Below are 13,618 nucleotides of genomic sequence, written 5' to 3' on the forward strand. Positions count from 1 at the left end.
ATGCCGGGGCCCGCACTTTATCATTTTTCGGCCCGCCGGTCGCGCTTGACGATTAAAAAAGAATGATGCATTCTCTTTTAAAATCTCACCGGAGACGACCATGGGAACGACTGGACGGGACGTCGCGCTGCTGCTGGACCTGGACGCGACGGGGCAGGCGGCGCTGATCCGCACGGGCGACATCGCGCCCGCCGAGCTGCTGGAGGCTGCCATCGCGCGCATCGAGGCGCTGCAACCGCGCGTGAACGCGCTCGTCGACTTCGACCCCGAGGCGGCACGGCGCCAGGCGGACGGCCGCGAGCCCGGCGGCGTGTTCGCGGGCGTGCCCACGCTCGTCAAGGACCTGCTCGCGGTTCCCGGCTTCCCGACGGGGTTCGGTTCGCGCCTGTTCCACGGCGCGCGGCTGCCGGGTACGTCGCCGTATGCGCAGGCGCTGCGGCGTGCGGGCCTCGTCGTGCTGGGCAAGAGCACCACATCGGAATTCGGCCTGCTGGGCACGACGGAACCCCTCGCGACGGGCCCCACGCGCAATCCATGGCGGCACGACCTGTCGGCGGGCGGTTCGTCCGGCGGCGCGGCGGCGGCCGTCGCGGCGGGGATGGTGCCGGTGGCGCACGCGTCCGACGGCGGCGGTTCCATCCGCGGCCCCGCCTCGTTCTGCGGCCTGTTCGGCTTCAAGCCCAGCCGCGGACGCACGGTGGCCGCCGATATCCCGCCGGACATGCCGACGGCCGCCCTCCTTGCCGACCACTGCGTGAGCCGCTCGGTGCGCGACAGCGCGGCGTGGCTGAAGGCGACCGAAGCGCCCGGCCACGCGGCGCCGCTGCCGGACCTCGCGGCGCTGCGCGACACGCCGCCCCCACGCCTGCGCATCGGCGTCTACCGCCGCGACCTGTTCGGAGAACTCCCGTCGCCCGACGCCCTCGCCGCGCTGGACGCCGCCACGCGCCTGTGCACGGACCTGGGCCACGACGTCGTCGAGACGGCGGGCCCGGCCTGCGACGCACCGGCCGTGAGCCGCGCCTTTTTCACGCTCACGGCGGCCGGGCTGGCCGGCATGGCGGACCAGGCGGCGGCGCTGATGGGGCCGGCCTTCGACGCGGGCCTGTTCGAACCCTATACGCGCGACCTGGTCCGGCGCGCGCGGGCGGCATCGGCCGACGAGGTGCGGGCCGCCGGCGCGGCGCTGGCGGCGGCAGGCGCGTCGGCGCGGGCGGCCGGCGCCGGTTTCGATGTGCTGTTGAGCCCCACCGTCCCGTTCACCGCCTTCCCGCTCGGCCGCCACGGCCCCGGCCAGGACCCGGACGACCTGATCGCGTTCACCAACCGGCTGGCCGGCTACACGGTGCCCGCGTCGCTGGCGGGCTGGCCCGCGATGTCGGTGCCGCTGTACTGGTCCGATGCGGGCCTGCCGCTGGGCTGCCATTTCACGGCCGCGCACGACGCGGATGCGCTGCTGCTGCGCCTCGCGTTCCAGCTCGAAGCGGCGGCGGACTGGGCGCCGCGGCTGCGCGCGATGCAGGACGGGCTGGCATGCCGCAACGATTGAAAGACGACGTCCGCGACCGCATCCTGGCCGCGGCCGCGCGCACGTTCGCGCAGCGGGGCTATGTGCAGGCTACGCTGGCCGACATCGCGCGCGACGCGGACATCGCCCCCAGCAACATCTACAAGTACTACGGGAGCAAGCAGGCGCTGTTCGACGCCGTCGTCACGCCCGCCATCGCGGCACGCCTGTTCCGTCTCCTGCGCGCGCGCCTGCGCGAGTTCGACACGCTGGGCAGCTGGTCCGACGCGCATGCGGACGGCTCCGCCCACGCGAAGGCACTGCTGGAGTTCTGGGTCGAGCACCGGCTCGCGGTGCTGATCCTCCTGAACGGCGCGGCGGGCACGCGCTTCGCGCCCGTGCGCGAGCGCATGGCGCAGGAGATGGCGCGCCAGGCGGCCCGCTTCGTGCGCCGCCAAACGGCGGCCGCGCCCGACGCCCACTTCGACATGGTGCTCCGCCAGGTCTTTGCGAACACCGTGGCGATGATCGCGGCCATCCTGGAACGGTACGCGTCCGGTGCGGACATCGCGCAAGCGTTCGCGACATTCTGGACCTATCAGCTCGCGGGACTGGAGGCGCTCGTCAGGAACCGCAACCGCGGCGCCCGGCAGCGCGCACCGGCTTGCGCTGCCCAGGGTGACACGGGCTACCACGGCAGGCCGGAAAAGGCCGTGCACCACGACGCGTCCGACCATTGCGCGGCACGGCTGGCGACCACCGCGTGCTGGAAGAAGACGTGATCGCGCCGCGTCGAGACCGGGCGCATCGAGGCGGGTCGCGTCGGCTCGCCGAACCGTAAGCCGGCGCGGGCTGCGACAGATGTTGCGCACGCGCGCGACAGATGTGCCGTCCGCGCCGCCCGCGCAGGGGCGCGCGCCCCTCGCGCCGGCCTGGCTTGCAATTTGCTCTCCCATGGATGCCGCCGCAGCGACGGCGGACCACCATCAACATCAGGAGACAGCATGAACTTCAAACGCGCACTCGCCGGCATCGGCCTCGCCCTCGCCCTGCCCTTCAGCGCCCACGCCGGCATGCCCGGCATGGAAGGCGCCCACCACGTCGGGCTCACGGTGCCGAACATGGACGACGCCGTCCGCTTCTTCGTCGACGTCGTCGGCTGCGAGGAATCCATCAAGCTCGGGTCGTTCAAGTTCGCCGACGACTGGATGAACGTGCACCTGAACGTCAACCCGCGCGCGGAGATCAAGCGCTTCCAGATGGTCCGCTGCGGCCATGGCACGAACCTGGAGATCTTCGAATACTCGGCGCCGAACCAGGGCAGGACGCCGCCCCGCAACAGCGACGTCGGCGGCCATCACCTCGCGTTTTACGTCGACGACATGGACAAGGCCGTCGCGTACCTGAAATCGAAAGGCGTGCGCACGCTGGGAGCGCCCAGCACGTTCACGGAAGGCCCGGCGGCCGGCCTGACGTGGATGTACTTCCTCGCGCCGTGGGGCCTGCAGCTGGAAATCGTCAGCACGCCGAAGGGCATGGCCTACGAGAAGACGGCCAGGCGCGCCCTGTGGGATCCGCGCTCCCCGGCCAAATGAAGACGGCGACGATGGCGGTGCTGGCCGCGAAATGCGTCGCGATCTGCGCCACGGTCCTCGTCGCGGTATGCCTGCCCGGCCGCGCGTGGGCGCATGTCGACGGCCGGGTCAGCGTGCGGGTCGTGCACTTCACGTACGACGCGGCGGGCATGACCGCGTACTACCGCGTGTCGCTCGCGCCACTGGGACCGGCACCGTACGTCGTCGCGAGGAAGGAAAGCGGCCAGTGGTTTCATTACGTGGACACGGCCGCCGTCGATCCGCTGGCGGCGGCGCGCGTTCTCGCCGCCGCGCACACCGTGTCCGTGGATGGCCGGGCGGTGGCGCCGAACGTGCTGGCGGCCGCCGTGCACGTGAAGGGCAGCGTGCCGCCGTTCGCCACGCCCGCGCAGGCGCGCGCGGCGGCCGCGACGCGCACGCCGCTGCCGGCGGCGATGCCCGACATCGGCGACGTCGTGCTGGACGCCGCCATCGCGTATCCCGGCGTGCGCCCCGCGGCGTTCCGCTTTACCGGGACGCTCGCGCCGGGGAAGCTGTCCGACGCGCCGCTGAACACGATCCTGCTGTCGCACCGCGCCGGCACGACGGACCAGTACCGCATGGATGGCGCGGCCATCGACGTCAACCCGTCCTGGTGGCTGTCGGTCTGGCAGTTCATCCACGCGGGGGCCGCCCACATCCTCGAAGGCGCCGACCACCTGCTGCTGGTCGTGTGCCTCGTCGCGGGCGGCATGCGCCTGCGCGCGATCGCCCTGCGCATCACCGCGTTCAGCGCGGGCCACGCATGCGCCATCGCGGCCAGCTTCTACGGCCTGCTGCCCGACCGGCCATGGCTGATCCCCGGCGTGGAGCTGCTGATCGCGCTGTCCGTGCTCGGCACGGCGCTGCTGATGCTGGGCCGGCGCGAACGCGGGGGCGCGCCGGCGCTGGTCTTCGTCGTGGGCCTCGTGCACGGCTGCGGCCTCGCCGTCGGGCTGCGCGACCTGCTGTCGGACACGGGTCCGAACGTCGTCGCGTCGCTCGTGTCGTTCAACGTGGGCGTGGAAGCGGGCCAGCTGCTCGTCGGCGCGGCCGTATGGCTGCTGCTGGCGGGCGCCAGGGGCCTGGCGCCCGGCCGGGACGACGGAATGCGCCGCTGCGTCGCGCTGGGCGTCGCGCTGGTGTCGCTGGCCTGGGTGATGGAACGGACGGGACCCGTCTGGGATGCGCTCCAGACGGGCGTCGCGTGAGGGTCAGCGCTGGTTCGGTGGGACGATGCCGTACTTCTTCATGTAGCGGTACACGGTGGCGCGCGCGAGGTTGAGCTCTTCCGACACCTTGGTCACGCTCCACTTGTGGCGCACGAGCGCGTCGAGCAGCGGCGCGGCCTCGCAGTCCTCGCCGCCGGACGGGATCGCGGCGGCGACGGGAGCCGCCGGAAGGCTGGAAAACTGCTCGGTCAATTCCTGCGGCAGGTCGGCCGCCGTGATCGTCTCGCCATCGGACACCGCCAGCGCGAAGCGCAGCACGTTGCGCAGCTGGCGGATGTTGCCCGGCCACGCGAAGCACAGCATGGCGTGCATGGCGTCCAGCGACAGGTGCGCGTCCATGCCGAGCAGTTCCGCCTCCTCGGCCAGGACTTTTTCGATCAGGTAGCGCTTGTCCGCGCGGTCGCGCAGCGCCGGCAGGTGCAGGGTCGCGCCGCACAGTCGGTAATACAAATCTTCGCGGAAGCTGCCGGCGCTGATCAGGTTGCGCAGGTCGCGGTGCGATGCCGCGATCACGGTCAGGTCCACGGGGACGGGCTTGTCCGCGCCGAGCGGCAGGACTTCCTTTTCCGACAGCACGCGCAGCAACCGGGTCTGCAGGTGCAGCGGCATGTCGCCGATCTCGTCGAGGAACAGGGTGCCGCCGTCGGACTGCAGGATCAGGCCCTTCATGCCTTTCGCGCGGCCGCCCGTGAACGCGCCGGCCGTGTAGCCGAACAATTCGCTTTCGATCAGCGACTCGGGAATCGCGCCGCAGTTCACGGCGACGAACGGCTTGTGAGCGCGCTCGCTCGACCGGTGCAGCGCCTTGGCGATGACTTCCTTGCCGGTGCCCGTCTCGCCGTGGATCAGGATGTTCAGCTTGCGGTTCAGCAGGCGCTTGGCCTGGTCCAGCAGGCGCCGCATCGTGTTGTCGTCGCCGGCCAGGCAATCCAGTTCCGGATGGTGGGCGGGCGCCGCGCTGTCCGCCGTCTCGACGACGACGCTGCCGCGCGCGGCCGGACGCGGGCGCGGCGCCTTCACGCTCGCATAGAACATCTGGTTCGAGCCGCGCGTGACGATCGAGCGCTCGCCCATCGTGCCGGCGCGCGCGAGCCGCAGCAGGTCGTCGGGCGCGAGGTCGAACAGCGCCGTGAGGGGCTGCCCGACGACGTCGCCGGCCGCGCGGCCGAACAGCCGGCGCGCGCCCGTGTTGGCGCCCACCACGATGCCGTCGTCGTCATAGGCCAGCATGATCTCGCCGCTCACCTCGACCAGCGCCCATGCGGTGCCGAGGCGCAGGATCCAGCGGTCCTGGAAATGGCGCAGGAAGTTCGCATCCTCGATCATTTCCGCATACATCATCGTCAGGTGCAGCGCGAGATGCTGGCTTTCCTTGTACGTCGGCGACGTCAGCGCCGACAGGTCGAGCACCGCGAGGAATTTGCCTTCCGGGTCGAACAGCGGCGCGGCGGAACAGGTCAGCGGGATATGGGTGGGATCGAAGTGGTCGTCCTGGTGGCATGTCAGTGCCGTCTGTTCGGCCACGCAGGTGCCCACGCCGCAGGTGCCGGCCGACCGCTCGCTCCATTCCGCGCCCAGGTACAGGCCGGCCCTCTTGAGGTCCGGCGCGCGCGCGTCGTTGCCGATGTAGTCGACGGTGACGCCCTGCGCATCCGTCAGCAGCAGCACGTAGCCGAGACTCGAGACGCGCTTGTACATCTGCTCCATGCCCACGCGGGCCACCTGCATGAACTCCTCGATCTGTTCCTGGTGCGCCCGGAGGGTGGCGGACGTCACGATGTGCGGCGCCTTCGGGCGCGCCGGATCGAGCCCGTAATCGTTCACGCAGCGGCGCCACGAGTTGTGGATCAACTCGTTGGCGCCGTTCGCGGCGGTACCGTGCATGGCCACCGACATCACGTTGTCGATGTGCCGGTTCTGTGCCTGATTCGTCATTGTCGTCTCCTGCAGCGCCGGCAACTCGTCGTTTGCCGGTCGTGTACTTACGGTTTATGGTACTCCATTTATGAACTGTAAACTCATCCCATGTGTTCGGGTGCGGCGCGGAACGGCTGCAGTTCGTCCAGCGGATCGCTGGCGCCGAACAGCCAGCCGCGGTCCAGGTCCGCCGCCGCATGCTGCACGTCCGCATGGTAGCTCGACCGCACGAGCGGGCCCACGGCCGCATGCGCGAAGCCCAGCGCCTCCGCGGCGTCGCGCAGGCGCGCGAACGCGTCCGGCGTCACATAGCGGCGCACGGGCAGGTGCGCGCCGGACGGCGCCAGGTACTGCCCGATCGTGACCATGTCCACGCCGTGCGCGCGCAGGTCGTGCAGCACGTCCTCGACCTCGTCGTCGGTCTCGCCCAGGCCCACCATCAGGCCCGACTTGGTCTTCACGCCAGGGTGGCGCTCCTTGAACCGTTCCAGCAACGCCAGCGAATGCGCATAGTCGGCACCGGGCCGCACGGGCCCGTACAGGCGCGGCACCGTCTCGATGTTGTGGTTCAGGACATCGGGCGGCGCCGCATCCAGCGCTTCCAGCGCGGCATCCAGGCGCCCGCGGAAGTCGGGCACGAGCACTTCGATGCGGGTCGCCGGTGCCGCGGCGCGCACCGCGCGGATGCAGGCGGCGAAGTGGCCGGCGCCGCCGTCGCGCAGGTCGTCGCGGTCGACCGAGGTGATCACGACGTAGCGCAGGCCGAGCGCCGCCACCGTGCGCGCGAGCCGCTCCGGTTCCGCGGCATCGAGCGGATCGGGCCGGCCATGGCCCACGTCGCAGAACGGGCAGCGGCGCGTGCACTTGTCGCCCATGATCATGAACGTGGCCGTGCCCTTGCCGAAGCATTCGCCGATGTTCGGACAGCTGGCCTCCTCGCACACCGTCGTCAGCGCGTTCGCGCGCAGGATGGCCTTGATCTCGAAGAACCGCGACGACGGCGCCGGTGCCCGCGTGCGGATCCAGTCCGGCTTCGGCAAGCGCTCGGCCGGCACGATCTTGATGGGAATGCGGCTCGTCTTGGCCGCGCCCAGCTGTTTGGAGGTCGGCTTCATCGCTGCTCCTACACCGCGCCGCGCGCCAGCTCGCCGGCGATGTGCTCGGCCTGGCGGATCGCCAGCGCGACGATGGTCAACGTGGGATTCGCGGCGGAACTCGACGCGAACTGGCTGCCGTCCGAGATGTACAGGTTCTTGACGTCGTGCGTGCGGCCCCATTTGTTGACGACGCCGTCGCGCGCATGCTCGCTCATGCGGTTCGTGCCGAGGTTGTGGCTGGCCGGGTACGCGGGCATGTCGATGACGCGCGTGGCGCCCACCGCTTCGGACAGCTTGCGGAACTGGACCAGGCCGTGCGCCGCGATCGCGTTGTCGTTCTTGTGGTACGTCTTGGACACGATCGGAATCGGCAGGCCGTACTGGTCCTTCTCGGTCGGGTGCAGCGTGATGCCGTTCTGTTCGCGCGCCATGTCTTCGCCGCAGACCCAGATCGCCGTCATGTGGTCGTACATTTCCAGCGCCGACGTCACGTCCCGGCCCCAGCCGCCCGGCTTCATGAAGGCCGCCGTGTACGGCAGGCCCAGGGCGAGGCCTTCGAGATAGTAGCCGCCGTTGAAGCCGCGCCGCGTGTTCAGGGCCACCTCGTCGGCGACGACGGCGCCGATGTCGAAGCCGCGGTTCATGTACACGGGCTTCTTGTGGATCGCCACGGCGGCCGCCGTCGCATGGTTCATGTAGTTGCGGCCCACCTGGCCGGACGAATTCGCGAGGCCGTTCGGGAACATGGCCGACGCGGAGTTCAGCAGCAGGCGCGGCGACTCGATGGAATTGCCGGCGACGGCGACGAGGCGCGCCTTCTGCAGCACGTGGCGGCCCTGGCTGTCCGCGTACAGCACGCCATTCACCTTGCCGGTCTTGTCGTGCTGGATCTGCAGCACCATGCTTTCCGGGCGCAGTTCCACGCGGCCGGTGTCCAGCGCCTTCGGCACTTCGGTGTACAAGGTGGACCATTTCGCGCCCACCTTGCAGCCCTGCATGCAGAAGCCGATCTGCTGGCAGCCGGGACGCCCGTCGTACGGCTGCGAATTCGATGCGACGGGGCGGATGATCTTGTTGTAGCCGATCTTGCGCGCGCCGGCCGCCACGACCCTGGTCTGGTTCGATTCCGGCATCGGCGGCAGGCCGCTCGCGCGCGTGCCGGCCACGCCCATCTTCTTTTCCGCCAGTTCGTAGTACGGCTCCAGTTCCGCCAGCGTGATGGGCCAGTCGAGGATGTTGGCGCCGTCCACCTTGCCGTAGGTCGTGCGCGTCCTGAAGTCGTGCTCCTGGAAGCGCAGCGCGACGCCCGACCAGTGCACGGTCGACCCGCCCACCGCCTTGACGATCCACGCCGGCAGGTTCGGGTAGGTCTTCGTGTGGTGCCAGCCGCCGGCCGAAATCCGCTTGTCGAGCCACGAGATCTTGTTGAACATGGCCCACTCGTCGTTCTCGAAGTCCGCCTGCGTGAAATGCTTGCCCGCTTCGAGGATCACGATCTTGTCCACGCCGCGCTGGGCCAGTTCGTTGGCCAGCGTCGCGCCGCCCGCGCCCGAGCCGATGATGACGATCGCGTCGTCGTCGCCCAATTCGATTTTCTTGCTCATTGCCGTCTCCTGTCTTTTGTTATGGTGTGGGCGTTTACAGCCAGTCGATGTCGTTGAAGCCGCGGTTGATGTAGCCGCCCTGCTCCCACGACGACCCCTCGTAGCCGAGCAGCGGCCACACCGCCTTGTTGTCGTACAGGCTCGTGACCATCTCGCCGCGCACCTTCTGGAAGAACGGCGACGGCTCGATCGCCTTCAGGAGGCTGACGCGCTCCGACTCGCGCCCGACGGCCGCATAGGGCTTGCCGAAGCGTTTCATGGCGGCCTTGTCCAGGTCGCGCACACCGTCGCGGAACAGGGCCGCCTGCTTCGGATCCTTCGCGGCCGCACGCTCGAACGGCTGGATCGCCTCGACGTAGTAGCGGTCAGCCAGTTTGTCGTGCGGGAAGACGTCGCGCGCCATGCGCAGCAGGGTCTGCGCGGTGGCCGCGCCCAGCGTGGGAAAGTCATGCGCCAGGTGTTTGTCGTTCGACGCGGCCAGCGCGGCCGGGCCGGCGGCCGCCGCGCCGATGGCCATGGCGCCGCCGCGCAGGAAGCCGCGGCGCGTGACGGTGACGACCTTCGGCAGCACGCGCATGCCCGTGCATGCGTTCGATGGTTGATCTTTCATGTGAACCTCTTTCAATGGGACAGGGTGGGAAAATGGACCGGCGCGGGGCCGGGCGGCCGCGGGGGGAATGCATCGGACGCGGCGCCCAGCACGTCGGTGAGCATGTGGTGCAGGCGCTCGGCCAGTACCTCCGCCAGCACGGGCGCGCCGAGCTGCTGGGCGAACGACGTGGTGCAGTCGTCGAGCAGCGCCGCGTCGGCGGATTCCTGCCCGAGCGCGCCGCACAGCAGCGACCAGTCGGGCGGCGCGATCAGCGTCCCCGACGTCATCAGGACGCCCGTGCGGCGCCGCAGCTGGGCCAGGCCGACGATCTTGCGCGTGCCGACGACGACCTCCCACGGCGACAGCCCGCCGTAGCACGCCCACTTCAGGCGCGCGTCGCCCGGCCGCAGCCGCACTTCCTCGGGCGGGATCGCATACGCGGGAATGCCGGCGTCGCGCAGCAGGCCCGCGTGCAGCGCACCCAGCCAGCGGTAGCTGGACAGCGTGCTGCGGCCGAGCAGCGGATGGTCCGGCGGCAGCACGACGGACGCGCTGACCATCCACGGCCCGGTCAGGACGGCGCCGCCGCCCGAGCCGCGCTGCACGACGGAGCCGGCCAGCGCGTGGCCAGCCACGAGCCGCTCGCGCAGCGCCGTCTGCGAGCAGCCCAGCACGACGCCGGGCACCCGGTAGGTCCACAGGCGCACGCGCGGCTCGGTGACGGGCTCGCGCAGCTGGGCCGCGTTCCACGCCTGTTCCTCGTACGAGGTCACCGTGTCGATGAAGACCATCCGGGCATCCATTACAACTCCTTCGCGGCTTCCAGCCGCCGTTTCAGGTCCGTCAGGAACAGCGCGGCCGGGAAGCCGTCGACGGCCCGGTGGTCGAACACGAGGTGCAGGCCCATCATCGGCGCGATCGCGACCTCGTTGCCCCGCGCCACGGGCCGGGCCGCGACGCGCGTGACGCCGAGGATCGCCACCTGCGGGCTGTTGATGATCGGCGTGAAGCTGTCGATGGCGGTATTGCCCAGGTTCGTCACGGTGAACGTGCCGCGCTGGTAGCTGCCGGCCGACAACGTGCCTGCACGCGCGCCTTCCGCCAGGGTGCGCGCCTCGCGCCCCAGCTCGGCCGCGCTCTTGCGGTCGGCGTTGCGCAAGACCGGCACCATCAGCCCGTCGTCCAGGCTGACGGCCAGGCCCAGGTTCACGTCGTCCAGCAGCTCGATGTCCTTCTCGCGCATGCGGGCGTTCAGGCGCGGGTGCGCGCGCAGGCACAGCGCGACGGCGCGCAGCACGTACGCGGTCAGGCTGACCCGCTCGTCCTCCGGCGCCGCCGCGCGCAGGGCCTGCAGCGCGGTCACGTCCACCTCGACCGACTGCGCCACGCGCGGCACGCGCCAGCCCTGCTCCATGTTGCGTGCGATGGCCCCGCGCATCCCCGTCAGCGGCACCGTCGCGGGTACGGTCACGGCATCCATGGCCTACCCCTCGATCCGCGCCAGCACGGTGTGGCGGCCGAACGTGTCGCCCGCGGCGACCTCGATGGCGGCCAGGCGGCCGGCGGCGGGCGCCGTCACCTCGTGCGTCGTCTTGACCAGTTCCGCGACGACGAGCGTCTGGCCCGCCGTCACGGGCTGGCCCACCTCGACCTGCCAGTCCTGCAGCAGGGCTTCCGTGCCCTCTTCCACATCGTCCCAGACGCCACCGTCCAGTTTCACGTCGATCATGCTTGTGCTCCTTGTTGAAGTTGATGAATGGGTTGCGCGCGCATCAGGCCGCGCACGGCGTCGACGATGGCGTCCACCTGCGGGATGACGGCCTGCTCGAGCGGTCGGCTGAACGGGATCGGCACGTCGGGCACCGCGAGGCGTTTTACCGGCGCGCGCAGCTGGATGGTGTCGAGGTGTTCGGCGACGAGCGCGGCGATCTCGCCGGACAGGCCGAAGCTCAGGTAGTCTTCGTCGGCGATCAGCACGCGGCCCGTCCTGGCGACGGACGCCAGCACGCCGGCGCGGTCGAGCGGGACGATGGTGCGCAGGTCCAGCACCTCGACGGAGATGCCCTCCGCGGCGAGCTGCCCGGCCGCGATGGCGGCCTTCTGCACCATCTGGCTCAGCGTGACGATGGTGACGTCGCTGCCCTCGCGCACGATGCGCGACTCGCCGAACGGGATCGCATAGGCTTCCTCGGGCACGGCGTTCGTGCTGCCCTCGAAGTACGACATCCACGACAGGCCCATGATCCCCTTGTGGTAGCAGAACACGACCGGGTTGTCGTCGCGGATCGCCTGGGCCATGAGGCCTTTCGCGTCGTACGCATTGGACGGCACGACGACCTTCAGGCCGGGCATGTGGGCGAAGCTCGCGTACAGGCATTGCGAGTGCTGGGCCGCGTCGTTGTAGCCGCCGCCGATGCCCGTCGTGATCACCACCGGCAGTTTCAGCGCGCCGCCGGACATGTACGAATTCTTCGCCATGTGGTTGTAGATCTGGTCGAAGCAGACGCCGAAGAAGTCGACGAACATCAGTTCCGCGATGGGACGCAACCCTTCCGCCGCGGCGCCCACGGCCGCGCCCATGAACGCGGTTTCCGAGATCGGCGTTTCCATGATGCGCTCGGGGCCGAAGCGGTCGAGCAGGCCCGTGGTGGCGGAAAAGATGCCGCCGTACTTGCCGATGTCCTCGCCCATCACGAACACCGACGGATCGCGCTCCATTTCCTGGCCGATGGCTTCGGCGATGGCCTGCGCCATCGTGAGCGTGCGCACGGCGCCTTTGCTATTGCTTTGCATTGTCTGTCTCCTTGTTCATTCGGCAAATACGTGTTTCAGGGCGTCCTGCGGATCCGGGTACGGGCTGTTGCGGCCGAACGCGAATGCCGCCTCGACGCGGCCGGCGACGGCCAGGCGCAGGTCGCGGTCCTGCGCATCGTCGATCAGGCCTTCCGCACGCAGGCGCGCGCCCAGCCGCGCGATCGGATCGTCCTGGCGCAGCGCCGCGCTTTCGCCTTTCGGCCGGTAGGTCTCGGGGTCGCCCTGGAAGTGGCCGAAGTAGCGGTCCGTCTTGACTTCGATGAGGGTCGGGCCTTCGCCGCGGCGCGCGCGGGCGATGGCGGCGCCGGCGGCCGCGTACACCTCGACGGCATCGTTGCGCTCGACGAGCACGCCCGGCATGCCGTAGCCGGCGCCGCGCACGGCATTCGACGCCACCGACGTCGACACGGATTTCTCGACCGAGATGCCGTACTTGTTGTCTTCGCAGACGAAGACGACGGGCAGCTTCCACACGGCGGCCAGGTTCAAGGCTTCGTGGAACGCGCCCTGGTTGGCGGCGCCTTCGCCGAAGAAGGCGATCGCCACCCAGTCCTTGCCGAGCTTGCGCGCGGCGAGCGCGGCGCCGCAGGCCTGCGGGGCGCTGGCGCCCACGATGCCGCTGCAGGAAAACTTGGTCGGCACGTGGAACAGGTGCATGTGGCCGCCCTTGCCGCGGCCCAGGCCCGTGTCCTTGCCAAACATCTCGGCCGTCATCGCGTCGAGCGGCACGCCCTTGGCGATGGCGAAATGGTGCGAGCGGTGCGCGCCGACGACGCTGTCGTCATTGCCTAAATGCGCGCACACGCCGACGGCGACCGGCTCCTGGCCGGCCGCGAGGTGCATCTCGCCCGGCACGGGGCCGGCGCCGATGTCGAACGCGAGGCCCTTCTGGATCTTCGGGGGCAGCTTGCCCTCGAGGTAAACCTTCGCCATCGTTTCTTCGTACTCGCGGATCTCGATCATCTTCTCGTACATCCAGAGCAGGTGTTCCCGTGTCGGCTGCATGTTGCTGTCTCCTTGTCTGTGGGTTGGTGCATGCACCTACCCCTTCAGCAAATTCGATGCCATGCCCGTTTCCCCGTCGCGACGGGCAAAAACGCCCGTTTCGGCCGCGCGGACGCGCCATCTGTCGCAGGCACGGGCCACCCGCCTGCGACATCTGTTTCAGCGCGGACGGCCGCGCGCAGCCCTGCAAGAGTGAGCCGCGCGGTGGCACCGTTTTTGCAGATGCGACCAGCGCAG

Annotated in this window: 13 protein-coding genes; 4 read left to right on the forward strand and 9 right to left on the reverse strand. The window is 70.0% G+C overall.

The window, feature by feature from the left end; translation table 11 throughout:
- Window positions 1–100 precede the first annotated feature (100 nt).
- The 4 genes from ACL58G_RS24215 to ACL58G_RS24230 all read left to right on the forward strand — a co-directional run bounded on the left by ACL58G_RS24215 (window position 101) and on the right by ACL58G_RS24230 (window position 4,331).
- On the forward strand, window positions 101–1,549 hold the full coding sequence (locus tag ACL58G_RS24215; protein ID WP_440963445.1) for an amidase: 1,449 nt from the start codon (window positions 101–103) through the stop codon (window positions 1,547–1,549).
- Entirely contained in the window at window positions 1,534–2,289 is a 756-nt protein-coding gene (locus ACL58G_RS24220) for a TetR/AcrR family transcriptional regulator (protein ID WP_413388024.1), read from the forward strand. The genes ACL58G_RS24215 and ACL58G_RS24220 overlap by 16 nt, the downstream gene beginning before the upstream one ends.
- 222 nt (window positions 2,290–2,511) lie before the next feature.
- A complete protein-coding gene (locus tag ACL58G_RS24225) occupies window positions 2,512–3,102 on the forward strand; it encodes a VOC family protein (protein ID WP_413388023.1) in 591 nt (196 codons plus the stop codon).
- Window positions 3,075–4,331, forward strand: coding sequence for a HupE/UreJ family protein (locus ACL58G_RS24230; RefSeq protein ID WP_440963446.1), 1,257 nt, complete (start codon window positions 3,075–3,077; stop codon window positions 4,329–4,331). The genes ACL58G_RS24225 and ACL58G_RS24230 overlap by 28 nt, the downstream gene beginning before the upstream one ends.
- A gap of 3 nt (window positions 4,332–4,334) precedes the next feature.
- Here the strand turns inward: ACL58G_RS24230 and ACL58G_RS24235 are convergent, their stop codons facing one another.
- The 9 genes from ACL58G_RS24235 to ACL58G_RS24275 form a co-directional block, all read right to left on the reverse strand.
- Window positions 4,335–6,287 carry a sigma-54-dependent Fis family transcriptional regulator gene (locus ACL58G_RS24235; protein WP_440963447.1) on the reverse strand — a complete coding sequence of 651 codons (1,953 nt, stop codon included), beginning with the start codon at window positions 6,285–6,287 and terminating at the stop codon, window positions 4,335–4,337.
- Window positions 6,288–6,370: 83 nt separating this feature from the next.
- Complete coding sequence (lipA, locus tag ACL58G_RS24240) at window positions 6,371–7,384, reverse strand: lipoyl synthase (protein WP_440963448.1); 1,014 nt, start codon at window positions 7,382–7,384, stop codon at window positions 6,371–6,373.
- 8 nt (window positions 7,385–7,392) lie between these two features.
- Complete coding sequence (locus tag ACL58G_RS24245) at window positions 7,393–8,970, reverse strand: GMC family oxidoreductase (protein ID WP_413388019.1); 1,578 nt, start codon at window positions 8,968–8,970, stop codon at window positions 7,393–7,395.
- A gap of 34 nt (window positions 8,971–9,004) precedes the next feature.
- Complete coding sequence (locus ACL58G_RS24250) at window positions 9,005–9,580, reverse strand: gluconate 2-dehydrogenase subunit 3 family protein (RefSeq protein WP_413388018.1); 576 nt, start codon at window positions 9,578–9,580, stop codon at window positions 9,005–9,007.
- Between the two features lie 11 nt (window positions 9,581–9,591).
- Window positions 9,592–10,365, reverse strand: coding sequence for a lipoate--protein ligase family protein (locus tag ACL58G_RS24255; protein ID WP_413388017.1), 774 nt, complete (start codon window positions 10,363–10,365; stop codon window positions 9,592–9,594).
- Window positions 10,365–11,042 (reverse strand): dihydrolipoamide acetyltransferase family protein, encoded by a 678-nt coding sequence (locus ACL58G_RS24260; RefSeq protein WP_413388016.1) that lies wholly within the window; start codon window positions 11,040–11,042, stop codon window positions 10,365–10,367. Before ACL58G_RS24260 ends, ACL58G_RS24255 begins: the two co-directional genes overlap by 1 nt.
- Before the next feature lie 3 nt (window positions 11,043–11,045).
- Entirely contained in the window at window positions 11,046–11,291 is a 246-nt protein-coding gene (locus tag ACL58G_RS24265; protein WP_413345795.1) for an acetyl-CoA carboxylase biotin carboxyl carrier protein subunit, read from the reverse strand.
- Entirely contained in the window at window positions 11,288–12,355 is a 1,068-nt protein-coding gene (locus ACL58G_RS24270) for an alpha-ketoacid dehydrogenase subunit beta (RefSeq protein ID WP_413388015.1), read from the reverse strand. The genes ACL58G_RS24265 and ACL58G_RS24270 overlap by 4 nt, the downstream gene beginning before the upstream one ends.
- 15 nt (window positions 12,356–12,370) lie before the next feature.
- Window positions 12,371–13,381, reverse strand: a complete 1,011-nt coding sequence (locus ACL58G_RS24275; RefSeq protein WP_371762795.1) for a thiamine pyrophosphate-dependent dehydrogenase E1 component subunit alpha — start codon at window positions 13,379–13,381, stop codon at window positions 12,371–12,373.
- Between the last annotated feature and the right edge of the window lie 237 nt (window positions 13,382–13,618).

It is taken from the genome of Massilia sp. GER05 (assembly GCF_052056005.1).
Classification (GTDB): Bacteria; Pseudomonadota; Gammaproteobacteria; order Burkholderiales; family Burkholderiaceae_D; genus Telluria; species Telluria orientalis.